Here is a 24,214-nt window from a genome sequence, read left to right as displayed (position 1 = left end):
GCCCGCCACCGCTACCCCAAAATGCGCCACCACAGGCCAGGCGCCCGCAACATTCAGCGCGCAACGCCATCAGTGTTAATTTGAACTAATAGCGCGTTAAGCAATGCGGCGCATTTCCCGCCTTCTTTTCAAGGAAGTGCCCGGAACTATGGCGAAAAAAGGGCGATCCTGCCCGATTTGCCCCAAAGAGGACACGCTTCTTCCCTGATTGCCTCGCAGCCTTGAAAGCCGCGCCCCACTCTGCCGGGGGTCTGTCTCACTGCCGGGTTTCCCAGGAGGTTTGTTCATGCAGCTGCACCCCGCGACCGCTCAGCCGACTTCGGATGCGGAACTTGCGAATGGTGCGCGGCTGCTGCACGGCCAATATCAAATCGAGGCACCCCTGATCGCGGGCGGGTTCGGGATCACCTATCTGGCGCGGGACAGTCTCGACCGACAGGTTGTGATCAAGGAATGTTTCCCGGCTGAACTGTGCCAGCGCGACACCACCGGACAGGTGCGTCCACGCAGCCCCGCCCAGTTGCGGAGTTACAAGGCCGTGTTGCGCAGTTTCCTGAGAGAGGCGCATCTGCTGGCGCGTGCGGAACATCCCAATATCGTGCCCGTGCATCAGGTGTTTCGCGAAAACGGCACGGCCTATATTGCGATGGATCACCTGCTGGGAGAGGATCTTCTGTCGCTGCGCGAGACCGCTCCTCAGCGATTGACCGCGCCGATGTTGCAGGCCTGCCTGCTGCAGGCCCTCGGCGCGCTCGATGCGCTGCATGGGCAGGGCATCCTGCATCGCGACATCTCCCCGGATAATCTGATCTGGACCGTCGACAACCGGCTGATGTTGATCGACTTTGGCGCCGCCTGCCATACCCCCGCCGAAGATCTGACCATCAGCGAGGACACGGTCGCCGTCAAGGATGGCTACTCGCCGCATGAGCTTTATGCCGCCGGGGCCATCGCCCGCGCCTGTTCCGACCTCTATGCGCTTGGTGCAACGATGCACTACCTGCTGACCGGCGACCCGCCCCCGTCAGGGCCGGAGCGCCTGGCGGCTGTGACTCGGGGTGAGGCCGATCCGCTCCGCCCGCCGGCAGAGACCCCGGCGTTCTGGTCCACCATCGCCAAGGCCCTGTCGATTCTGCCGGCAGAGCGCTACCAGACGGCGGCGGACTGGCTGGCCGACCTGCGGTGCAGCCCCCCGGGCGCATCAACCGCGGCGCCGCTTCCGGCCACGCAAGAGCTGCCAGAGCCGACATCGACCGCCACCGCCCTGCCAGAGGCTGCCGACGTGCTTGCGCAAGACGCTCCGACGGCCTCCGCCTCCGGGGCGCGGCTGAGCACACGGATCGCCGATCTTGTCGCCCAGACCAACGACGGGCTGACCGCGGGGCTGCCGCGAGTCCTGCGCCCTGCACCGCCGCCCGAACCCAAGGCGCACAAGCTGAAACGTCAATTTGTCGACCTGTTCGGCCAGCCGGTCGGGGATCTGCACGCCTGGATGGCGGATCAGGATTGCGCTGAGCCGTCTGCTCCGCTGGCAGCGGGGTCCGCAGGTGACGCAACCGATGATGCCCCGCCCGAGGCCGACAGAATGCAGGCAAAGGGCGGGCTCGGCCGGTTCTTTGGCAAACGCACACGGCCCAGGGACAGCGCCACAGCCTCCTGACCCTTCCGACCTGACCCCGCTTCCCCGCTACCGCGTTTCCGACAACGCCCCGTTCCCCAAGAGGATCACCCATGAAGTTCATCAAGGATATCATCGGAGAGCAACGCACCCGCGTCCGCCCGACCGCAGCCTCTGACGACCTGCCACTGCGGCTTGAAACCCAGGACCGGGTGGATGACGCTGATCCGGAGGCGCCGATCCCGCCCGGCACCGCCGCGGCGCCGCAGCTGGAGGCTGTGACTGACCTCCTGAACAGCGAGAGGACGCAGCAGCGGGCCGGGAACGCCGCGCCGCCCCCGCCTCATCCCGAGGAGCGGCTGGCAAATGACAGCGAATTCGACCGCATCCTCACGCGCACCCGTCAGGAAGAGGCTGCGCTGCGGGCGGCGACGGCAGCGGGCGTGGAGGCAGCAGAGGACACCAACCACCCCAAGCCACCAGCGCCCGACAATACCGCGCCCACGCCGGGACCCGAGCGGGTCACCCCGGCAGCGCCTTCCCCGGCGCGCGCGCCGTCGCCCACACCTGCACCGGCAGATGAGGACCCCAGGGATTATCGCCTGTTCACACGCCGCCGCCCTGCCCAGATGTCAGCGCGTCCGTCCGAACCGGAGGCTGCCCCCACGCCAACAGCCCGCAGCGCAGAAACGACCGAGGTGCAGACACCAGAGCCGGAGCAATCACCAGAGCCCGAGCAAACGCCGGGCATGGGAGCGCCTGCACAGGCTCCGCAGGCACGGCCCCTGCATGCAAACGATGCGGACGGTGACCTGACCGCGCCCGACATGGCCCCCGACGCCCTCGACGCGTTTCGCAGTGATCGTGCGCGCGCGGCAGCCCCCCGCCAGCCGGATACAACCGATCTCTGCCCACCGCAGCAGAACGCCAGCGATGAGGATTGGGACGCCCTGCCGCCTCCGCTCGGTGACAGCGAAGCCGTGCAATCGCCTGTGGATGTGCCGGCCCCGGCCATGGGGCGCGGCGCACGGCGCGCCGGTGGACGGGTCAAGACGCGGTTGCTGGGCTTCAACCCCGCCGCAGCACCGGATCCCTTTGCCAGCGAAGCGGGCGGCCCTTCCCCGGGCTATTGCGAATATCCTGTCGGCTGGCTCGCGGTGGTCCGCGGTCCCGGCAGGGGCGCGACCTTCACGCTCTATACCGGCGTCTCCACCATCGGGCGCGGCCCTGATCAGAGCGTGCAGCTGGACTTTGGCGACACCAGTATCTCGCGCGCGCAGCACGCGGCACTGGCCTATGACCCGGAACAGCGAAGTTTCTATGTCGGTCACGGCGGCAAAGCCAATCTGGTCCGGCTGAACAATCGACCGGTGCTGTCGACAGAACCCTTAAACGCGGGCGACACCCTGCGGATCGGGGAGACCGAGCTGCGGTTCATCCCGCTGTGCGATCAGGGCTTCAGCTGGGATGATGACACCTCGGAGGGCGACCGCCGCCATGCCGCCGCGCGCTAGTTTCAGCTATGACGCGGCCACCGCGATCAGCCAGGGCCGTCGCGACCGGCAGGAGGATTCCGTGGCCTCGGATTTCCTTGCCGGATCCGGGATCGGATTTGCCGTGCTGGCCGATGGCATGGGCGGGCATGCGGCCGGTGACATGGCGTCGAAACTGGCGGTCACCGAGGTCTTTGCCGGGCTGAAGCTGTGGTCGGATGCACCGCACCGGCTGGAACCGCAGATCGCACAGGTGCTGACCGACGCCGCCGATGACGCCAATGCCTCGATCCGCGCCTATGCGAGCCAGCGGCCAGACGCGCTGGGGATGGGGGCAACCTTGCTGGCGCCGGTGATCGTGGACAATCGCCTGTATTGGCTGTCGATCGGGGATTCGCCGCTGTTGCTGTTTCGCGACGGGCGGCTCTACCGGTTGAACGCCGATCATTCGCTGGCCGCCCAGCTGGACCGGATGGTCGCGGCGGGGGAATTGTCGGCGCAGGAGGCCCATGCGCACCCGGATCGCGCCTGCGTGACGTCGGTCCTGACCGGGCATGACATCCCGCAGGTGGATTGCCGCCACGCACCGCTCTCGCTCAGAGCCGACGATCTCGTGATCGCCACCAGCGATGGCCTGCTGGCGTTGCACACCGCCGAGATCGAAGAGACCCTCGGCCATGGGGCGGAGCTGTCGAGTGCGGAGCTGAGCCAACGGCTGTTGGCCCGTATCGAAGCCGCCAATGCGCCGGAGCAGGACAACGTCGCCTTCTGTCTGATCCGTGTGCGCCAGGCACAGGCCCCGCAGCGCGCCCGCCCCGCACGCAAGCGTCGGCGGCTGACGGTTCTGGCCAAGGGCAATCGCCGTGCAGGGCTGCATCTGCACCACAGCATCAGGGATGGATCCGCATGAGCATAGCCGAGGCCGCATTGACGCCGCTTGCCGGGCAACTGAGCGAGAGCCTGCAATCCGGGGTGATCCCGCGCCAATACGCGGATTGGGGACAACGCCTGCTGCACCGATTGCAAAAGCCGGTGCAGGTGGTGGTGATCGGACTGCCGGGCAGTGGAAAATCCGCCCTGATCGACATGCTGCTGGGCCAACCCGTGCTGGGACAATGTCCCTCGGCGGGCATGACGGAGGTCGTATTCGGCCAAAGCCCCCGGGCTGAGATCGAGACCGCCGACGGCGCGATCCTGCAGCACGAGGGCCACCTGGCCGATCAAAGTGCTGTCACCGATCCCGGGTTGGCCACGCTGCGCCTGCGCCAGGAACTGCCCGATCCGCGTTTGCGCGGCATCAGCCTGACGGAAATCACGGTGTTCGGCGCGCCCGCGCGCCAGTCCGCGATCATGAAACAGGCGGTGGCCTATGCGGATATTCTGCTGTTTTGCAGCACCGAATTCAGCGCACCGGAACAGGCGCTCTGGTCCGAAGTGCCGGACGAACGCAAGGATCACAGCTTTCTGGTGCTGACCATGGCCGACCGCCGCATCATGCGTGGCACGCTTGACCAAGCGATCAATGCGCTCGATCCTGTGGCCGCGCAGGAATTCCTCGGGCTGTATCCATTGGCCGCAATCCAGGGTTTGACGGCGCAGGTGGGGGGCGATGCCGGCATCGATCGCCAGCTGTGGCATTCGAGCGGTGGCAAGCGGCTCTATGATGACATCATGCATCAGATCGATCAGGGCCGGACTGCCGACCTCGACCAGGCGGAGATGCTGCTGCAACAATTCGCCCCGCCGGACCGGCGTCGCCCGTCGGCGACCGATCACCGGCCCCTTCGACCGGCGCCAACCGCCACAGCACGCAGCGACGCCGCAGCCACGCCCGCCCCCGAACAGGCCCCCGCCCCCGCGCATGCGCGTCTCGACGAGCAGGATCTTCTGGCCGAGGCCTCGGCAATGATCCGCGCCCGCGCCGCGGACCTCCTGCAGGCGCAGGACGCCGAGCCCCCCGACCTCAACTGTATCTTTGACGGCACGCTCGCGACGCTGCGGCAGGTGATGCGCTCCGTCGAGCCTCATGCGGCGCGCTCCGACCGGCTGCGCACGATCCACGACACGGCGCAGGAAGGCGAAGAGGTTCTGATGCTCTGCCAACTGGAACAGGACGAGGACGCCGCCGTCGATGCGGTCACCGTACTGCTGCAACTGCGGCGCGAAATGTCACCCCCAGCCTGATCTGCCGCTCTCTCTCGCCCCGATCCAAAGGACGCCCCCGCCAAATGTACATCGATACCGAAATCGACAGCGCCACGGACCTGCGCGCGGCCACCCAGCCCGGCAATCTCGCCGCCGGGCTGGCGCCGTTGGACGAGATCGCGCAGGACCTCGCGGACTTGCGGGCCGCATTGGATCAGTTGGCGCAGGGCCCCGGCGAGAAGACCGCTCGCAATCTGGCCCGGCTGGATCAGGACCTGGCGCAGTTCGAACCGGCGGTGACCTTTCTGGGACAAGTGAAATCCGGCAAGACCACGCTGGTGAATGCGCTGGCCGGCTGGTCGGATCTGCTGCCTTCGGATGTGAACCCCTGGACCTCGGTGGTGACCTCGCTGCACCTGAGCCCGGGCCAGGGCCGGGCGGAAACCAGCGCCCGCTTTCGCTTTATGACCGAGGCGGAGTGGGATCACCTGCTGACCCGGGGCGGACGCATGGGAGAGATGGCCGGGCGCGCCGGTGCCGCGGGCGAGATGGACAAGATCCGCAGCCAGGTGGAAACCATGCGCGACCGTGCCAAGGCGCGACTGGGACGCAAGTTCGAGCTGCTGATGGGGCAGAGCCATGACTACGGCTATTTCGACAAGAACCTGATCGAACGCTATATCTGCCTCGGCGATGATCCCGGCCTTGGCGACGACGCGGATGCCCATCAGGGCCGGTTTGCCGATGTGACGCGGTCGGCCGATCTCTATCTCGGCAGTCCGGTGCTGCCCTGCAAGCTGTGCCTGCGGGATACGCCCGGGGTCAACGACACCTTTCTGATGCGCGAACAGATCACCCTGCAGGCGCTGCGCGACAGCCGTGTCTGCGTGGTGGTGCTGACCGCCAGTCAGGCGCTGTCGACGGTGGATCTCGGGTTGATCCGCATGCTGAGCAACCTTCAGGCCGAACAGGTGGTGCTGTTCGTCAACCGCATCGACGAACTGTCAGAGCCGGCGGTGCAGGTGCCAGAAATCGAAACCGCGCTGCGCGCAACATTAAAGGCCCATCACGTGCCCGACGGGGCTGAGATCATCTTTGGCAGTGCGCTTTGGGCCAATGCGGTGCTGGCCGGCGATCTGGATGCGATGCCACGGGCCTCGGCGCAGGCGCTGTTCAACTGGGTCGAAGCCAACCCGCTGTCCGAGGGCGACGCGGTCGAACCGCCGGATCTGGTCTGGGCGCTCTCCGGGTTGCCGGCGCTGAACCGTGCCATTGCCACCCGCGTGGCCGAAACCGACGCACGCCCCCTCATTCGCCGCATCGCGCAGGAGGCGCTGACACTGGCCACCGCCCGGGATGCAGCCGAGGGCATTCGGGTCAGCGGGGTCAGTGGCGGCAGCGGCGCGGGCTTTGCCACGCCAGAAGAGAGCCTGCATGCCTTCGACGCGCTGACGCAGGCGCATCTGGAGGCTTGTGCCGAAGAAATCGACGCTGTGCTGCAAGCCTTTGCGGAGCGGGCGGATCGCGCCCATGATACGTTTCTGGATCGCGCCACCCATGCCCTGATCGCGCATTTGCAGGAGTGGGGCGAAGGCAGCCCCTGGCAGTACGATCCCACCGGACTGCGACTTCTGTTGCGCAGCGCCTATTCGGTCATGGGCAAACAGCTCAAGGAAGGGCTGGAGGACCGCTATTCCGCCGCCTTGAGCGATGTGGCACGCCACCTCTACGACGCCTTCGGCGACGCCGTGGCCGGGATCCAGATCGCGGTTCCGGATGCGCCCGCGCTGCCCGCTCCGGTGGCGCTCGCCCAGACCATTTCCCTGGATGTCCGCGACAGCTGGTGGGGCAGCTGGTGGCGCCGGGCCCGCGGATATGCCGCCTTTGCCGAGACGTTTCGCACCCAGATCGCGGTGGAAACCCATCCCTTCATGACAGCGCTCAAGGTGGATCAGGCCGACCGCATCCGCACCGAGGCGCTGGGACAGTTGCAGAACACCCTGCGCCAGCACCGCGACATCCTTGTTGAAATCACAGATGCCATGGCCCGGGGACAGCCACCGCAAAGTACCCCTCTTGCCGCTGGCCACCCTGAAACCAGCCTCTGCCCCGCCACCCTGCGTACCCTGCGCAGGCTCACCGACTGATCCCGGAGACCCACCTCATGCCAGATCCCTCCCAAAAGCCCCGGATCGCCCTGATGGGCGAATTCAGTGCCGGTAAAAGCACGCTCACCAATCTGTTGCTGGGCAGCCGCCCGTTGCCGGTCAAGGTCACCGCAACCCGGCTGCCGCCGGTGTGGATTTCCCACGGGCCGGAGCAGGCGCAGGTCCAGATGGCCGATGGCACGGTCCAGGACATCGCACCGGCGGCGCTGGACCGCGTGCCGCTGGCGCAGGCGCGCCGGATCGACCTGCAATTGCCGTCAGAGGCGCTGGAGCTGTGCGACCTGATCGACATGCCGGGGATTTCCGATCCAAACATGCCGGCAGAGGTCTGGCAAACGGTGCTTCCAGAGGTCGACAGCGTCATCTGGTGCACCTCGGCGACTCAGGCCTGGCGCCAGAGCGAGGCGGCCTTCTGGTCGATCCTGTCGCCGCAGCTGAAAATGCCCGGCACGCTGATGGTGACGCATTTCGACAAGCTCACCTCGGAGCGGGATCGGGCGCGGGTCCTGCGGCGGCTGGAGCGGGAAACCGACGGCGGTTTTGGCGCCATCTTCCCCATCGCCCTGCCACAGGCGCTGGCCGCGGGCGAGGATGTGGAAGCCTGGAAAACCAGCGGTGCAGACCAGTTTGTCGAACACCTCATCGACATGCTGCTGAACTGGGAGACCGCCACCGCGTCGGCCCCCCTCTGTGACGAGACGATCGCCCAATTGGCGCCCGTGCCCAACCTGCAACGCCCCCGGCTGCGACCGGTCCGCACGGTCTCCGCAGAGGTGACGCCGGCGGAGGAGGACACGGCAGCGGAGGGAACCGTGCGGGTGCTGCCGCGCCGCGTGCGCAGTGAAACGCAGCACGCCACGCCGCGTCCACGCCGCGGTCGGCAGGAGCGCCGGGTCAAGTGACGCAAGTGATTTCCCCCTCATCCGGCAGCGATCCAGATACCCCCGCTCGGCCCGTCGAACAGGCGCTCTGGGCCGTGCAACGCCGGGATCCCGGGTGCCGTGTTGTCGCCTACTGCGATCTCGAGGCCAGCCTGGTCTTACGCCATGTGGCCAGCCCTGCCGTGCGGCAAGAGCTGCTGGACCAGTTGAGCGCCGACGCCCATGCCGCCTTTGCCCTGCGTGCAACGGCGCTGGCCTGCTGTCCGCCGGGTTTTGGCGGGGGGGCGGACGACGGCCCTGACGTCGAGCAGGTTCGCCTTATTGACGACCGTGGCGTGCGCCTGTTCCTGAGGTCACCGCAAGCGCCACAGGATGCGCTGCTGCTGCTTTGCGACACCGTGCAAACCGCGGATAGGGTGCTGCCTGAGGCGCAGGCGCTGCTGCTGGCGTTGCTATCGGACCCGGGCATGGGCACGATATGAAACAGGCCGCACAGGCACCCACGGCACCGTCCCCCGATACCCCGCTGGCCCGTCGGTTGCGGCTGCTGGCAACCGCGCCCCTGCCCGCGGCCCCGACAGACCTGATGGAGCGGCTGCTACAGGAGATCGACGAGATTGTCCTGCCCCGTGTCCTGAGCCTCCGGATCACCGACGCGCAGGTGGCGGAGTTCCACGTCGCACAGCGCGCCCTGATGCGCCTGTGCTGGCAGGGCTGCACCCTGCCCCGCCCCGACGCGCCTGACGGTGCTGGCAGTGGCGGCGACTGCCCCGAGACGGCTGCGACGGATTTTGCCCGAACCCTCTTGGAGATCAGCGCCCGGCTACCTGCAAACGCCAGGGTTGAGTTGACGCGACGTGCCGCCGCCGTCCGCCCCCATGCCGCAGCATGCAAGGCCCCGATGCTGCGCGCCGCGCTTGCCGCATGTGCCCCGGCCTCCGTGCAGGACGTGCTGACGGCGGCGCGGACGCAGGCGTTGGCGGCTTGCGCCTATCACACCGACACGCGCGGGGTGGAACGATCCCCGCCGGACTCGGCCTTTGCGCCAATGCTGGACGCGGCACTTGCAAAGCTGCGTCAGGACCAGCCTCTGAACGCGCCCGGACCGGCATTATGCCGCAGGACACCGCGCCTGCATCTCCTGCCACTCAGCCGGGATCTGCAGCTGGCGCTGGCCCGCATCGAAGGCTTGGACCTTGCGCTGGTACTGCCAGCGGAGCAGGCCCGCGCTCTGGCACAGGCCTGGCAACACGCAATCGCCTGAGGGGGCTGCACCGGTCCGCGTTGGCGGCATCAATGACCACGCGCTGTTTCTGCCGATGCCGCAGGCACGGATACAACTCTTGCGCGATCCAGAAATTTAATGACTGCACAACCGTGCAACAGAGTTGACCTTCGGGCGCGATCACACCTAGGCTAGCGCCAACGAAGACAACCACGGACCCAGCCGATGCCCGATGCCACACCGCCCAATCCCCCCGCCATCGAAGTGCGCGCGCTGCACAAGTATTTTGGCACGGCGCATGTGCTGCGGGGGGTGGGTGTCACGGCACAGGACGGCGATGTGGTGTCCCTGATCGGCTCGAGCGGGTCCGGCAAGAGCACCTTTCTGCGTTGCATCAACATGCTGGAGACACCGTCGAGCGGTCAGATTTTCCTCGGCGGTGAGGAACTGAGCCTGAAGCCCAGCCGCGCAGGTCTGATGCCCCGCGACCGACGTCAGCTGGAGGGGTTTCGCGCTCGGCTCGGCATGGTGTTCCAGTCCTTCAACCTCTGGCAGCACATGACCGTGTTGCAGAACGTGATCGAGGGTCCGGTGCAGATCCTCGGGCTGTCCCGCGCCGAGGCGACGGAGCGCGCCGAGGCGCATCTGGCCCGCGTCGGCCTGTGGGAAAAACGCGACGCCTATCCGGCCTATCTCTCGGGCGGTCAGCAACAGCGGGTGGCCATTGCCCGCGCGCTGGCCATGGATCCGCGGGTGATGCTGTTTGACGAGCCGACCTCGGCGCTGGACCCGGAACTGGTGGGCGAGGTGCTCAAAGTCATTCGCGAGCTGGCCGATGAGGGCCGCACCATGCTGCTGGTCACCCACGAGATGCGCTTTGCCCGGGATGTGTCGAGCAAGGTGCTCTATCTGCATCAGGGCCAGATCGAGGAAGAAGGTCCGCCGGAGCAGGTCTTTGGCGACCCGGTCAGTGACCGCTGCCGCGCCTTTGTCGCCTCGGTCCACTGACCCGTCAATCCATAACAAACCACCAAACAGGGAGTTCAAAACAATGAAAACACTCAGCACATTCACCGCCGCGGCCGCCCTCGCGATGACCGCCGGCATCGCCAGCGCCGAGGTCAAGATCGGCATCGCCGCCGAACCCTATCCGCCCTTTGCCGAAAAGGCCGCCGATGGCAGCTGGAAAGGCTGGGAAATCGAGATCGTGAATGCGCTCTGCACCGCGATGGAAGAAGACTGCGAGATCGTGCCGATCGCATGGGATGGCATCATCCCGGCGCTGCTGTCGGAAAAGATCGATGTCATCACCGCGTCCATGTCGATCACCGAAGAACGCATGAAAACCATTGATTTCTCGGACAAATACTACAACACACCCGCCGTTCTGGTGGGCCCGAAATCGATGGAGATGTCCGGCGATCCGGCCAGCCTCGATGGCCGCTATGTCGGCGTTCAGGTCTCCACCACGCATGCGAACTATGTCGATGCGCATTTTGCCGACACCGCCGAGGTCAAGACCTACAACACCTTTGACGAACATAACCAGGATCTGGTTGCGGGCCGTATCGACGCGGTTGTGGGCGACAGCCTGGCGTTCCAGGACTTCCTCAACAGCGACGCGGGCCAGGATTACGAAGTGAAGGCGGAGCTGAATGACGTGGCGATCTTTGGGCCCGGCGTGGGCGGCGGCATCCGCAAGGGCGATACCGAGCTGCGCGAGAAGATGAACGCGGCGATCCAGCAGATCCGCGAAGATGGCACCTATGATGCGATCTCGGACAAATACTTCAACTTCGACATCTACGGCGGCTGATCCCCGCCCGACTGGCCGGGCGACCCGCTGAGGTCGCCCGGCACCTTTGTTTCAGGAAAGACCCACATCCCCGATGGATAGCGCATTCGACCTCCTCGCCCTCAGCCCGCCCGGCTGGGGAGGCAATCTCCTCATGGGCCTGTTTCGCACCATCCAGATCGCCGTCGGCGCCTATGCGCTTGGCCTGCTGATCGGGCTGTTCGGCGCCCTGGGCAAGCTGCACGGCGGGCCGGTGCTGCGTTGGGGGCTGGAAATCTACACCACGGTGATCCGCGCCATTCCGGAACTGGTGCTGATCCTGCTGCTCTATTACGCGGGAACGGATCTCCTCAATGTGCTGCGCGAGAGCCTCGGGATGGAGCGCACCGACATCAATGGCCTGTGGGCCGGGATCTACGTGATCGGTCTGGTCCAAGGTGCCTATTCCACCGAGGTTTTTCGCGGCGCGTTTCAGGCGGTGCCGCATGGGCAGGTGGAGGCCGGGCGTGCCATGGGTCTGCGCCCCTTCACCGTGCTGCGCCGCATCACCCTGCCGATCATGCTGCCCTATGCGCTGCCGGGGTTGTCGAACCTGTGGCTGATCACCACCAAGGACACCGCGCTGCTGGCCGTTGTCGGCTTCAGCGAACTGGCGCTGGAAACCAAACAGGCGGCCGGGGCGACGCGGGAGTATTTCATGTTCTACATGGTGGCGGGGGCGCTTTATCTGGCGCTGACGCTGGTCTCCACCCTCGGTTTCACCCTGCTGGAACGACGCCTGCGGCGCGGCCAGCCGGTACAGACATAGGGGGCACATAGCATGGAATGGTATTGGCTGGCCGAATATGCCCCCCGTTTCGCCGAAGGGCTCTGGCTCACCCTACAACTTCTTGGGCTGTCGATCTTTTTTGGCATGGCACTGGCGATCCCGATCGGGTTGGTGCAGGTCACCGGACCCTGGCCGCTGGCCTGGGCGGCGCGGGCGTTCTGCACCGTGATCCGGGGCACGCCGCTGCTGATCCAGCTCTGGCTGATCTACTACGGGCTGGGATCGCTGTTTCCCTTTATCCCCGGCATTCGCGACACGATGATCTGGCCCCTGCTGCGCGAGGCCTTTCCCTATGCGGTCTTTGCGTTTTCGCTGAGCGTGGCGGGCTACGAGGGCGAGGTCATGCGGGGCGCGTTCCGCGGCGTGCCGCGGGGCGAGCTGGAGGCCGCGCGCGCCATGGGCATGTCGCCCTTCACCGTGCTGCGCCGGATCTGGTTGCCGCGGGCCTTGCAGAACGTCTTTCCCACCCTTGCGGGGGAATTCATCCTGACCCTGAAGGCCACGCCTCTGGCCGCCACCATCACCGTGTTCGAGGTCTATGGCGTCGGCACCATCGTGCGCCAGGAAACCTATCGCATCTATGAGCCGCTGCTGTTCGTGGCAGCGATCTACCTCTGTCTGACCTTCGTGCTGGTGATCGCCTTTCGCCTGATGGAGCGCCGGATGCCCCGCCGCACCGCCTGATCTGTATTTCTATTCAACGACCAAGGACTACCCCCATGACGGACCGTTCCTTCCGCTTCACCCACGCGATTTCGCGCAAACCCAGCGCCAGCATCACCGACGGCCTGCGCGCGGTCGACACCGGCACGCCGGATCTTGAGCTGTTTGCCAGCCATCACGCCGACTACGTGCTGGCGCTGAAGGAGACCGGGGCCGAGGTTCTGGTGCTTGACGCGCTGGAGGCCTACCCCGATGCGGTCTTTGTCGAGGACACCGCACTGTGTTTGCAGGAAGGGGCCATCGTGATGCGCCCCGGAGCCCCTTCGCGGCTGGGGGAGGCCGCGGAAATGGCCCCCCATCTGCGCAGGCTCTACGCCGAGGTGCGCGAGATCTCCGGTGCGGACAGCTACATCGAGGGCGGCGACATCCTGACCACGGAAACGGAAATCCTGGTGGGACGCTCCGCCCGCACCAATGCCGCCGGCATCGAAGAGTTGCGCCAGCTGGTGGCCGATTGGGGCTACAGCGTGCGCGAGGTCATCACCCCGGAAGGCGTCTTGCACTTCAAGACCGATTGCTCGCTCCTCGACGGTGAGACCGTGCTCGCGACAGAGCGTCTGGCGGCCTCGGGGTGCTTTGACGGCTACAAGGTTATTCTCACCGCAGAGGGCGAGGAGGCCGCAGCCAATACCATCCGCTTCAACGACCTGGTGCTGATGCCCGCAGGCTTTCCCAAGACCCGCGACCGCCTGGTGGAGGCCGGCTACAACCTCCGCGAAATCGGAAATTCCGAGGCCGCAAAACTGGACGGCGGCATGTCCTGCCTGTCGCTGAGGTTCTCGCCAAACACCTGATTTCGAACATTTTCCCTGAAACCTCACACACGCCCCGGATGCCGCATCCGGGGCGTTTTTGCGGCCGCCCCCAGCCCTGTCGCGCTTCGTCGTCAAAAAAGTGAAACACGAATCGCCTAAGTCCTGCATCGAGATGTGCACACGTGTGCTCACATCACGAGCATCATGTGCCGACTGCTTCGACCATTGGCCAAAACCACGGGGAACCGACCATGTCCAACTTGCGCGCCGTCTTCGCCACCACCGCCCTTGTCGCCTGCGGCACAGCTGCCCTCGCCGAGGATGTTACCATCAATGTCTGGGCTGGAGGCTCCAACGACGCCGACAGCTACCGCTGGGAAGCCATCGAGCTCGCAGCCGACCTGCTGGAGCGTGAATATGCGATCCTGGGCGAGGAGCTGAACATCACCGTCGAGGCAAAACGCGACTTTGGCGGCTGGGACGAATTCAAACAGTCGGTGACGCTGGCGGCCGAGGCCGGCACCGCGCCGGCCATCGTTGTCACGTCCCACCTCGATATCGCGCCCTGGTCGCAGGCCGGCTATATCGTGCCGGTCGAGGATTACCTCGATCTGGATGCCTGGCCGCTCAACGACATCTACCCGAACCTGCTGGAGATCGCCTCTTATGATGGCATCCAGTGGGGCCTGCCGCAGGACGCCGAGAGCCGTCCGTTCTTCTTCTGGAAGGATACGATGAAGGGCATCGGCTATTCCGATGCCGACATCGACGCCCTGCCCACCAAGGTGGCCGCCGGTGAATACACCCTGCAGGACGTGCTGGCCGATGCCAAGAAGGCCGTCGACATGGGCCTCGTCGACGAGGGCTACGGGTTTTATCCGCGGGTGTCGAACGGCCCCGACTATGCGCAGTTCTACCAGTCGTTTGGCGGTCAGTTGCAGGATCCCGAAACCGGCAAGCTGGTGCTCGACAAGGCCGCGATGGAAGAGATGTACCAGTTCTTTGTCGATGCCGTGGAGGCAGGCGTGACCCGCAAGAACCACATCGGCACCGACTGGAGCCAGTGGTACAGCGAGGTCGCCAACGGCAAGGCCGCGTTGTGGCACGGCGGCACCTGGCACTACGCCCGCTACACCGGCAAGGAAGGCAACGATGATTTCTTCGGCACCATCCAGTTTTCGCTGATCCCGGCGGGCAACGACAAGGGCCGCGCCAATACCATCACCCAACCGCTGGTCTACCTGCTGACCGACCAGCAGGATGACATGGTCGAAGACGTGGCCGCGCAGCTGGTGAAGATCGCCTCCGAACCGCGCCTGAATTCCCTGCACGCGATCAAATCTGCGCATCTTGGCATCAGCAGGCAACAGTCCAATGTCGAACTCTATTCCGGCGACCGCTGGGCCGATGAAGCAACGGAACGCCTGCTCGGCACCGCCAATGCGCAGCCGAACCACCTGCAATACGGCGTCTTTGCCGAGACCATGTGGAAAGGGCTCGAAGCCGCCTGGACCGGTGTTCAGACTCCCGCCGAGGCCGTGGCCGCGGTCGAGGCGGAACTGACCGCAAAGCTTGGTGACGAGCTGATCGTCCGCTGAGGGTTATCTTCCCCCAAGAAGATCGGGAGGGCGGTGCGCCGCCTTCCCACCTTTCCCCTAAACGTCTCGGATCTGTCATGCGCAACGTAAACTGGCTGGGCCCCGCCTTTCTGAGCCCCGCCCTGGTCATGGTGACGCTGTTCTTTCTGCTGCCGGTCGTGCTGACCGGGTTCTTTGCCTTCACCAATATGTCCACCGCCACGGGCGTGACCGGCGGCGAGTATCTTTTGAACAGTGCCAGCCTGCGCAGGCTGCAAAACGAGGGCCTGCCGCAGGAGGTGCTGGCGAAACTGGAGGCTGGCGGTTACCGCGTGGATGCGGCCGGGCTTGCCGCCCTGGCCGAAGCGACCACCCCCGCCACCGCGCAGGAACTGGAACAGCTGCATGGCGCAGCGGAGTTTTCCGACCGGCGCGACATGGAACGGGCGCTGAAGGACCTGCGCGACAATCGCATCCGCCGAACCCGCGACCGGAAAGAGGCCGCAGAGCTGTTCAAACGCTCGATCCTGAACGAACGCTTTGCCACCGAAGCCGCCTTTCGTGCAGCCCTGACCGAAACAGGCACATCCGCCGCTTATGCGGAGCAGATCACCCAGGCCGCCTATACCGGCTGGGTCTGGACCACCAAAAACGTGGAGCTGCTGTTCGCCCTGCCGTCCACCCTGCGCTACGCGGCCAATACCGCACTTTATGTGACGCTGACGCTGGCCTTCAACGTGGGCTTCGGGCTGTTCCTCGCGATCACCACCTTTTACCTGCCCAAGGGACAGGGGGCTGCCTTCCGGGCCATCTGGTTCCTGCCGCGCATCCTGCCGCCCGTGCTCTACGTGCTGATGTGGCGCTGGTTCACCTGGGACACAGGCTTTCTGGCCACCGTCACCGGGTATTTCGGCATGAGCCCGAAGAACTGGATGCTCGACACCTCCTACCACGCCTGGACGGTGGTGGTGCTGATCAACGGCTTTGTCGGCGCGTCGATGGGGATGATCATCTTTTCCTCCGCCATCCGCGCCATTCCCACATCCATGCTGCATGCCTCCGAGGTGGACGGGGCGAGCCGCTGGCAACAGGTGCGCTGGATCATCCTGCCGCAGCTCGCCTGGCCAATCCTGTTCATCACCTGCTATCAGACGCTGTCGCTTCTGACCTCCTTTGAATACATCCTGCTGGCCACCGATGGCGGACCCGGACGCGCAACCGAGGTCTGGTCTCTGGCCGCCTATCACACCGCCCTCAACAACTATGGCGGCAATCTGGAGTATGGCCTGGGCGCGGCCTTCGCGCTGGTGCTCGTGGTGATCGGTATTGCCGCCAGCCTGATCTACTTCCGCCTGTTCAACTTCAAACGGCTGATCACCAAGCCGCTGATCGAGGGGTGAACGATATGTCCTCCAAGAACTGGCCCGTCCTCCTGCTGCTGTCGGTGGTGTCGCTGCCGCTATTGATCATGTGCGGCTATGCGGTAATCGACGCCTTCAGCGATACCGCTCCCGGCTCCTTGGTGCCCACGCGCTTCACGCTGGAGCATTTCCGCTTCCTGTGGGAGCCGGTGGCCGAAGCGCGCGGCAGCGTCTGGGTGGCGACCGCCAATACGTTTGTCTTTGCCACCACTTCGGCGCTGGTTGTGACCATGGTGTCGCTCACCGCGGGCTATGCGCTGTCGCGGTTGAACTTTCCAGCGCGGGGCTTCTTTCTGGCCGGGCTGATCGTGCTGCATGCCTTTCCAACCATCACGCTGATCATCGCGATCTTCCTGATCCTGCAAATGCTCGGTCTCTATGACACGCTGATCGGCGTCATAGTGGTGAAGACCGCGCTGGAGTTGCCGCTCGGCATCTGGATCATGAAAGGGTTCTACGACACCGTCCCCTGGGAGATCGAGATGGCCGGCGTGCAGGATGGTGCCAGCCGCGCCACCGTCTGGTGGCATCTGGTGTTGCCGCAGGTGCGGCCCGGCCTGATGGCGCTGATCCTGTTCTCCTTCCTCTCCGGCTGGTCGGAATACATCCTGCCGCAGGTGCTGGCCCCGGGATCGGACGCACGGGTGCTGTCCACCTATCTCAGCTCCCTGATCCTCGACGACACCAAGGCGGACTTCAATCTGTTCAAGGCAGTGGGCCTGTTCTACGCGGCCCCGGTCGTGGTGATCTACCTGCTGTTCCAGAAACACCTCATGAACATCTATGGCGGAGGCACCAAGGGCTGATGCAACTTGACCTGATCAACTTCACCAAGCGTTTTGGCGAAACCACGGTGATCGAAGACATGTCGCTCTCGGTCAACTCCGGCGAGATGATCGCGCTGTTGGGCCCCTCTGGCTGCGGCAAGTCGACGACGCTGTTCGCCATCTGCGGCATCCACCGCATAGACCAAGGACAGCTGAGGTTCGGCGGCAAGGATGTCGCCCATCTGCCGAGCCAGTCGCGCAATGTGGGCGTGGTGTTCCAGAACTACGCGCTTTATCCGCATATGACGGTGGCGGAAAACATCGCCTTCCCGCTCAAGGTGCAGAAGATGAACCGGACCGACCGCGAGGCGATGGTGCGCAGATATGCCGAACTGGTCCATATCGAAGCGCTGCTGGAACGGCGCCCCGCGCAACTGTCCGGCGGGCAACAGCAGCGGGTGGCGCTGGCCCGTGCGCTGGTGCGGCAGCCGGATTTTCTGCTTCTAGACGAACCGCTTGCCAACCTCGATGCCAAGCTGCGGCTGGAGATGCGGTCCGAAATCCGCCGCCTGCAACAGGAGACCGGCCTGACTGCGATCCTCGTCACCCACGATCAGGTGGAGGCGATGTCGATGTGCGACCGCATCGCGCTGATGAATGGCGGGCGCATCGTGCAGTATGACACGCCGACCAGCATGTATGAACGACCCGAAAACGACTTTGTCGCCGGTTTCCTCGGCAATCCGCCGATCTCCTTTGTGTCTGGCGCGGTGCTGGGACAGAGCGAGTCCCGGGTGGCGCGCTACGGCATCCGGCCCGAGGGGTTTGGCCCGCAGTTCGGCAGCGCCCTGTCCGGTCGCGTCACTTTTGTCGAAACCCAGGGCCGCGAAGATCTCTTTGATGTCTCGCTGACAAATGGAGAGGTCTTGCGCTCCATTCAGCCCGCCGGGTCGGGCATTCGCCCCGGGGCGACGGTGCAGTGGGGCGTGGCCCAGGACAAACTGCTGCGGTTCGATCAGGACGGGAGACGACTATGACGCACTGGCTTTCCCCCGCCCGTCCCTATGTCATCGCCCATCGCGGGGCCTCGGCCTATGCGCCGGATTGCTCCATCGAGGCCTATGAAAAAGCCGCCCGTCTGGGCGCCGATTTCTGGGAGGTCGACATTCGCCGCGCCGCCTGCGGCACACTTGTTGCCTGTCACGATGCCGCCCTGCCCGATGGCCGCGCCATCGCGGAGCTGACCTTCGACCAGCTCGGCGCCACCGCACGTGCCCAAGGCGTGTCCGCCGTGGCCCTGGCCAGCATCCTGGCGCTGGCGGTGGAGCATGATGCCGGTGTTTACGCCGACATCAAAGACGTTGACGCCGCCCTGCCGGTGATGGAGATGTTGCAGGCCCGGGGCATCACCCGCGCGATCCTCGGCACCTTTGATCCCGAAGCCATCGCCGCTCTGAATGCTGCGCAATGCCCCTACCCCCGCGCCGCATTGGTGCCGGTGGGTGTTGATCCGTTCGAGCACGCGCGCGGTGCCGAGATCATCCACCTCTGCTGGGAAAGCCTGGATCGGCCGCAGGATCAGTTGACGCCTGCGTTCTTTGCCAAGGCCGCGCAGCTCGGGCAGAAAGTGGTGCTCTGGCACGAGGAAAATCCCCTGCGCATGGCCGAGTTGCGGCATCTGCCGGTGCTGGGTATCTGTTCCGACCGCCCCGAAATGGTGCATCCTTTCTCCACCCGCGATCATGCCCGGATCGAGATCGTCTGCCACCGTGGCGCGCCCGAATTTGCGCCGGAAAACACCGTCGAGGGCGCGATCTGTGCCTTTGGTGCGGGGTTCGACGTGGTCGAACTCGACGTGCACGCGCTGCGCGATGGCACGCTTGCGGTGATCCATGACGACAGTTTCGACCGCACCACCGATGGATGCGGCAGGGTGGCCTGGTCCACCGTCGCGGACTGCGCAAAACGGGATGCGGGGGCGTGGTATTCGCCGCATTTCACCGGCACCAAAGTTCCCGACCTGCACGACATTCTGGATGTCACCCGCACCCACGGCGGCAAGCTATACGTCGAGTTGAAACAGGCCGACCCTGATGCCGTGCTGGCCGCGGTGCGGGCCAAGGGCATGATGGAGCGGTGTTTTTTCTGGTCGTTTGACTACCAGCGCCTAGCAGCCTTGCGCGCCGCAGCGCCCGAAGCCCACATCATGATCCGCCGTCAGGACCTGCCCGATCTTGAGACTGCGCTGGCAACGCTCCGGCCCAGTATCCTCGAATTCACGGTGGAGGAGGACTTCTCCGAATTCAGCCGTTGCCGTGCGGCGGGTGTCCGGCCCATGATCGCCTATATGGGACGTGACACGGCGGTTTTTGACAAGCTCCTGGCCGCCGGGCCCGACCTGGTGAACCTGCACTTTCCCTTCCTGTTCCGCGATCACCTGCGGGCGCGGCGTGAGACATGACTGAAAAGAAACAGAAAAAACCGACATCCTTTGACGTGGCACGCCTGGCGAATGTGCACCGCTCGGCGGTGTCGCGGGCGCTGTCGGGCAAGGGACGCGTGTCCGAGGAGACCCGTGAACGGGTCATCAAGGCGGCGCAGGAACTCGGGTATCGCGTGAACTACCTCGCACGGGGCCTGCACGACCAGAACTCCGGGCTTGTTGGTATCGTCGCGTCGCGGCTCGACACACCTTATCGCGCCCTTCAGGTGAAGATCGCCGCCCGCGACCTGCTGAACAAGGGCTATTGCCCGATCCTGATCGTGGCCGAAGGGGACGTGGCGCTGTCGGGGCTGATCGACCGGCTGTTGAACTACAATGTTGCCGGGATGATCGTCACCTCCGACTCGCCGCCGGCCGGGATCATTGACGAATGCAAACGCCTTGCCGTGCCGGTGGTGCTGGTCAATCGCGATGTGGGCGATGTTCAGGCCGACCGCGTGCAGCTGGATATCGAAGCGTCCGGCCAGATGGCTTTTGACATGCTGCGCGCCGCCGGAGGCACGCGTTTTGCGGTGCTGGCGCCGCGCGAGCAGACCTATACCGTGACCGGACGCGCCCGCGCCTTTGCCGCCTGTTGCCAAGCCGCCGAGTTGCCGGTGACAATGATCACACCGCACCGGCAGAACTATGTCGACGGGCTTGAGGCCGCGGATCTGCTTGCGGCACAGGACGACAGCATCGATGCGGTGTTCTGCACCACCGACCTGCTGGCGCTGGGGTGCCTTGACGGCATGCGTGTGACCTATGGTCGCCAGATCCCGCAGGATCTTCAAATACTCGGCTACGACGATATCGAGCAGGCAGGCTGGCTGGGCAACAACCTGACCACGATCAAGCAGGACGCAGGCGCGGCGGCGGTGCTGGCCGTGGACCTGATGCAAGCCCGGATCGAAGACGCCACCCGCCCGTTTGAAACCGCCACCATTCCGATTTCACCGGTCTGGCGCGGCACCACGCGAAAGACCGCAGGATGACCGAAATCGCAGCGCGACTGGCCTTTGCGATCGATATCGCGCGGGAGGCGGGTCAATTGGCACGCCAGATGCGGTCCCGGCAATCTGGCGATTTTGTTTCGGCAAAAGGGCCGCAGGACTTTGTGACCGAAGCCGATACCGCCGTCGAACACCTGCTGCACCGCCGCCTTGCTGCAATCTATCCTGCAGACGGTTTTCTGGGCGAGGAGGGCGGATCACGCACCTGTGGACGGTTCACCTGGGTCGTCGATCCGATCGACGGCACCACGAACTTCCTGCGCGGATTGCCGGAATGGGGCGTATCCATCGCTTGCATGAGCGCCGAACAGATCGAGCTTGGGGTCATTTACCTGCCGGACCTGGACCGCCTCGGCTGGTGCAGCCGCGCGGAAGGGGCCTACCTGGACGGGATCGCGCTTGACCTGTCGAACCGCCCCGAGAGCACCGGGAAGCTGGCGATCCTCGGCCATTCGGACCGGTTGCTGCTGGAGGATCATCTGCGCACCATCTCGGGCCTGCTGCCCGCAGGCTACGAGTACCGTCGCCAAGGCGCGGCCTGTTTTGGTTTGCTGGCGGTGGCGGCCGGCTGGGCGGATTTCTATTTCGAGGGGCATCTCAACCCTTGGGACGCTTTGGCGGGCCTGCTGCTCGTGGAAACCGCGGGCGGGCAGGTCTCGAGACCCGCCCTGCCCCAGTTCCTACGCGCGGGTGGCGCGGTGCTGGCAAGCAGCGGCGACCTCGCGCCAGAGATCCTTGACCGGTTGCAGCCACCGCCCCCGGCGTCAGCCCCGGCCCGGCGTCATCCCGAGCAGGGCTGTGATCTTCCCTCCGGGGGCTAGATCACGCTGCGATCCTGGTCGACTCCCAGCAGGTTCAGCTTGAGGTCGGCAAAGCTGCGCGGCTTGGAGAAATAGAAGCCTTGCAGGGTGTCACAACCGATCTGGCGCAACAGTTTTGCCTTGTCGAGCGTATCAACCCCCTCGGCGATGATCTTCACATCCAGCGTATGAGCAAGGTCGACTACCGAGGCCACCATCCGCTCCGCGCGTTCGCTCTTGCCTAGGGGGAAGATAATATTGCGATCGATCTTGATCGCATGCGGTTCGATGTTCAGCACCCCGTTGATAGAGGCATGCCCCGAACCAAAATCATCCATGTCGATCTGAAATCCCATATCCTTCAGCGCGTCGATGCAGAAAATCAGCGCATCGTCGCCCTCTTCGCAGGAGATCGATTCCAGAATTTCAAAGGCGAACTGATCCCGGTTGTCGGGGATTCTGCTCTGCACGGTATCCAGAAATCCCGGTTCCATGATCCGGGGCGCGCTGACGTTGAAGGCGACGCGGGGCACGTGAATATCCATGTCGCGCAGTGCTGTGACCTGCTGGACCGCCGCTTCAAAGATCTGCCCGTCGATCTCTGCCTCCAGACCCAGCTGCTTGGCAAGACCGAGAAAGCGCGAGGGCGGCAGCACCCCGAGACTGGGGTGATCCCAGCGGGCGAGCACCTCCAGCCCGGCCAGATGCCAGGTGCGGGCGTCGTGCTGGGTGTGGTAGAAGGGCACGATTTCCCCACGCTCCAGCGCCTCCTGCAACTGATCGGCAAGCGCACGTTCGGCCTGGGCTTCCTGACGCATTTCAGAGGTGAAGACCTCGACCGTGGCGCGCCCCGACGCCTTGGCACGGTACAGCGCCGCATCGGCATTGCTCAGCAACTCGCTGGCGCTCATGGCGCCGGCCTCGCCACAGGCCACGCCAAAGCTGGCCCCGAAGTTGCAGCGCTTGTTGCCCCAGGAGACCGGTTGCAGCACCTCTGCCAACACGCGTTTTGCCAGCACCTCTGCCTGCCGCAGGGTGGTGCCCGCCTGACAGAGGATGACATATTCATCGCCCCCCACCCGCGCGGGCAGATCGCCCGATTTGGTATGTTTGCGCAGGACATCCGCCACATGGCACAGCACGAAGTCGCCAGCCTCATGACCCAGGATGTCATTGATCTTCTTGAAACGATCAAGATCGATGCGGACCAGCGTGACCGTTTCATGCGACAGACGCCGGGCCAGTTCCTGATCCAGATGGCGACGGTTGGCCAGTTTTGTCAGCGGATCGCGCAGGGATTGCTGCTCGATCCGATCCTTGGCTTCCTTCAGCGCTTCGGCGGCTTCGCGCTGCTGACGTTCGTTGCGCACCAGTTGGGTGATTTCGCTGCGCGTCACCACCTTGTCGCCAAAGTCGGTTTCGTTCACCCGGGCGATGATATGGCGATCCCCGGCGAGCTCCAGCTGGGTCTCGGCGCGGAAATCCCGGCTTTCGATACGGAGATTGTAGGAGGCGGCAAATTCTTCTGGGGTCGCCCCGTGCAGCGCGTAATGGCCAGCATGAACGGCGCCGACGAGGATCTCCCCCAACGACATGCCCGGCTTCACCTCCTCGGGGTGGGCATGGCTCAGCTCCCGATAGGTATCGTTGCAGGTCACCAGCCTGTTTTCATCGTCGAAGATGGCAAACCCGTCGCCCGACGCCCCCATGGCCGCCGCGACCCGCTGTGTCATCCGGTTGAGGTCACGGGTCTGTTGCGCCTGCGTCTGCCAGGAGCGGATCATCTGTCGCGACAGCCCCACGAAAAACAGCGCCAGGCAGAGGCTTATGACCGCCGTGCCGCCTTCGACAATTCGGACAAGCCGATCCTCGATCATATTGACGTGCGGGTGAAACGCGTGGCTCAGCCGCTCCAACCGCTCCACCGAGGCGAGGAGTTGCAGGTTGCGCGCAAACGGGCTGTTCGCCCCAGTTTGACGGATCGCATCCTCCTGCAGCAGCTGGTCGAGAAGCGCGTTCATCTTGTGGGTTTCCTCGATCCCCTGATGGCACAGATCCAGCGCTGCGCTGGCCCCCAGAAGCTCAAACCCCTTGCGCTCGACCATGGACAGATTGTCGATGCACCAATGCGCCTGCGCGTCGGCGCGTTCGGCCAGCACCTTGATCTGCCGGGCCGCCTCCGGGCGTATCACCGGGTTCGCGGCCAGGATGTCCATCGCGTCATGCACGAGGCTGAGGTGGATCATGTTGCGGGCCCGGTATTCGCTGGCCAAGGTCAGATAGCGATAGCCAAGGAACGACATTCCGGTCAGCAGCGCCAGAATGAGCGCAAACAGGGCCAGCGTTTGTCCCAACCTCATGACCAGATCTCCCGAAGGGTACTCGAATTCCACATCGGATCGAGCCTAGGCAGATATACTTGCTCAATACCTAATCCAGCCGCGGGACCGCCCCGCATGGTTAACACGACATTGCACCCCAAGGACCTGTGCCCGACTGCCCCTTGCGTTCCGGGGCGATTT

21 protein-coding genes are annotated in these 24,214 nt (G+C 64.9%); 20 read left to right on the top strand and 1 reads right to left on the bottom strand.

Going from position 1 to position 24,214, the window contains the following annotated elements:
• The first annotated feature begins 286 nt into the window (after nucleotides 1-286).
• From ACXAF5_RS05720 to ACXAF5_RS05625, 20 genes are all read left to right on the top strand, one after another.
• The gene (locus ACXAF5_RS05720) at nucleotides 287-1,660 is read left to right on the top strand and encodes a serine/threonine protein kinase (protein ID WP_474945867.1); all 1,374 of its coding nucleotides are present in this window, start codon (nucleotides 287-289) and stop codon (nucleotides 1,658-1,660) included.
• A 71-nt stretch (nucleotides 1,661-1,731) separates the two neighbouring features.
• On the top strand, nucleotides 1,732-3,132 hold the full coding sequence (locus ACXAF5_RS05715; protein ID WP_474945866.1) for an FHA domain-containing protein: 1,401 nt from the start codon (nucleotides 1,732-1,734) through the stop codon (nucleotides 3,130-3,132).
• Complete coding sequence (locus ACXAF5_RS05710; protein WP_474945865.1) at nucleotides 3,116-4,021, top strand: PP2C family protein-serine/threonine phosphatase; 906 nt, start codon at nucleotides 3,116-3,118, stop codon at nucleotides 4,019-4,021. Before ACXAF5_RS05715 ends, ACXAF5_RS05710 begins: the two co-directional genes overlap by 17 nt.
• Nucleotides 4,018-5,295: a hypothetical protein gene (locus tag ACXAF5_RS05705; protein ID WP_474945864.1), complete on the top strand. Its 1,278-nt coding sequence runs from the start codon at nucleotides 4,018-4,020 to the stop codon at nucleotides 5,293-5,295. Before ACXAF5_RS05710 ends, ACXAF5_RS05705 begins: the two co-directional genes overlap by 4 nt.
• 44 nt (nucleotides 5,296-5,339) lie before the next feature.
• Complete coding sequence (locus ACXAF5_RS05700) at nucleotides 5,340-7,403, top strand: dynamin family protein (protein ID WP_474945863.1); 2,064 nt, start codon at nucleotides 5,340-5,342, stop codon at nucleotides 7,401-7,403.
• A 17-nt stretch (nucleotides 7,404-7,420) separates the two neighbouring features.
• The gene (locus ACXAF5_RS05695; RefSeq protein WP_474945862.1) at nucleotides 7,421-8,326 is read left to right on the top strand and encodes a dynamin family protein; all 906 of its coding nucleotides are present in this window, start codon (nucleotides 7,421-7,423) and stop codon (nucleotides 8,324-8,326) included.
• Nucleotides 8,323-8,787: a hypothetical protein gene (locus tag ACXAF5_RS05690; protein WP_474945861.1), complete on the top strand. Its 465-nt coding sequence runs from the start codon at nucleotides 8,323-8,325 to the stop codon at nucleotides 8,785-8,787. Before ACXAF5_RS05695 ends, ACXAF5_RS05690 begins: the two co-directional genes overlap by 4 nt.
• Nucleotides 8,784-9,569, top strand: a complete 786-nt coding sequence (locus ACXAF5_RS05685; protein ID WP_474945860.1) for a hypothetical protein — start codon at nucleotides 8,784-8,786, stop codon at nucleotides 9,567-9,569. Before ACXAF5_RS05690 ends, ACXAF5_RS05685 begins: the two co-directional genes overlap by 4 nt.
• A 186-nt stretch (nucleotides 9,570-9,755) precedes the next feature.
• On the top strand, nucleotides 9,756-10,538 hold the full coding sequence (locus tag ACXAF5_RS05680) for an ABC transporter ATP-binding protein (RefSeq protein WP_474945859.1): 783 nt from the start codon (nucleotides 9,756-9,758) through the stop codon (nucleotides 10,536-10,538).
• Nucleotides 10,539-10,581: 43 nt separating this feature from the next.
• Nucleotides 10,582-11,346 carry a transporter substrate-binding domain-containing protein gene (locus ACXAF5_RS05675; RefSeq protein ID WP_474945858.1) on the top strand — a complete coding sequence of 255 codons (765 nt, stop codon included), beginning with the start codon at nucleotides 10,582-10,584 and terminating at the stop codon, nucleotides 11,344-11,346.
• 73 nt (nucleotides 11,347-11,419) lie between these two features.
• Nucleotides 11,420-12,133, top strand: a complete 714-nt coding sequence (locus tag ACXAF5_RS05670) for an ABC transporter permease (protein ID WP_239322943.1) — start codon at nucleotides 11,420-11,422, stop codon at nucleotides 12,131-12,133.
• 12 nt (nucleotides 12,134-12,145) lie between these two features.
• Nucleotides 12,146-12,838 (top strand): ABC transporter permease, encoded by a 693-nt coding sequence (locus ACXAF5_RS05665; protein WP_239322941.1) that lies wholly within the window; start codon nucleotides 12,146-12,148, stop codon nucleotides 12,836-12,838.
• A 35-nt stretch (nucleotides 12,839-12,873) separates the two neighbouring features.
• On the top strand, nucleotides 12,874-13,671 hold the full coding sequence (locus ACXAF5_RS05660; RefSeq protein WP_239322939.1) for an arginine deiminase family protein: 798 nt from the start codon (nucleotides 12,874-12,876) through the stop codon (nucleotides 13,669-13,671).
• Between the two features lie 212 nt (nucleotides 13,672-13,883).
• Entirely contained in the window at nucleotides 13,884-15,230 is a 1,347-nt protein-coding gene (locus ACXAF5_RS05655; RefSeq protein ID WP_474945857.1) for an ABC transporter substrate-binding protein, read from the top strand.
• Nucleotides 15,231-15,307: 77 nt separating this feature from the next.
• On the top strand, nucleotides 15,308-16,609 hold the full coding sequence (locus ACXAF5_RS05650; RefSeq protein WP_474945856.1) for a carbohydrate ABC transporter permease: 1,302 nt from the start codon (nucleotides 15,308-15,310) through the stop codon (nucleotides 16,607-16,609).
• 5 nt (nucleotides 16,610-16,614) lie between these two features.
• Nucleotides 16,615-17,436: a carbohydrate ABC transporter permease gene (locus ACXAF5_RS05645; protein WP_474945855.1), complete on the top strand. Its 822-nt coding sequence runs from the start codon at nucleotides 16,615-16,617 to the stop codon at nucleotides 17,434-17,436.
• Nucleotides 17,436-18,434: an ABC transporter ATP-binding protein gene (locus ACXAF5_RS05640; protein ID WP_474945854.1), complete on the top strand. Its 999-nt coding sequence runs from the start codon at nucleotides 17,436-17,438 to the stop codon at nucleotides 18,432-18,434. Before ACXAF5_RS05645 ends, ACXAF5_RS05640 begins: the two co-directional genes overlap by 1 nt.
• A complete protein-coding gene (locus ACXAF5_RS05635) occupies nucleotides 18,431-19,858 on the top strand; it encodes a glycerophosphodiester phosphodiesterase family protein (protein WP_474945853.1) in 1,428 nt (475 codons plus the stop codon). Before ACXAF5_RS05640 ends, ACXAF5_RS05635 begins: the two co-directional genes overlap by 4 nt.
• On the top strand, nucleotides 19,855-20,874 hold the full coding sequence (locus ACXAF5_RS05630) for a LacI family DNA-binding transcriptional regulator (protein ID WP_474945852.1): 1,020 nt from the start codon (nucleotides 19,855-19,857) through the stop codon (nucleotides 20,872-20,874). Before ACXAF5_RS05635 ends, ACXAF5_RS05630 begins: the two co-directional genes overlap by 4 nt.
• On the top strand, nucleotides 20,871-21,713 hold the full coding sequence (locus ACXAF5_RS05625) for an inositol monophosphatase family protein (RefSeq protein ID WP_474945851.1): 843 nt from the start codon (nucleotides 20,871-20,873) through the stop codon (nucleotides 21,711-21,713). Before ACXAF5_RS05630 ends, ACXAF5_RS05625 begins: the two co-directional genes overlap by 4 nt.
• On the opposite strand, the gene ACXAF5_RS05620 is transcribed toward ACXAF5_RS05625, so the two are convergent.
• Nucleotides 21,710-24,052 (bottom strand): putative bifunctional diguanylate cyclase/phosphodiesterase, encoded by a 2,343-nt coding sequence (locus ACXAF5_RS05620; protein WP_474945850.1) that lies wholly within the window; start codon nucleotides 24,050-24,052, stop codon nucleotides 21,710-21,712. The two genes, ACXAF5_RS05625 and ACXAF5_RS05620, sit on opposite strands and share 4 nt — an antisense overlap.
• Nucleotides 24,053-24,214 lie beyond the last annotated feature (162 nt).

The organism is Epibacterium sp. ABV4_022, assembly GCF_056159345.1.
The sequence above is the reverse complement of the archived record's forward strand: the minus strand, read 5'-3'. Positions and strand labels throughout refer to the sequence as shown.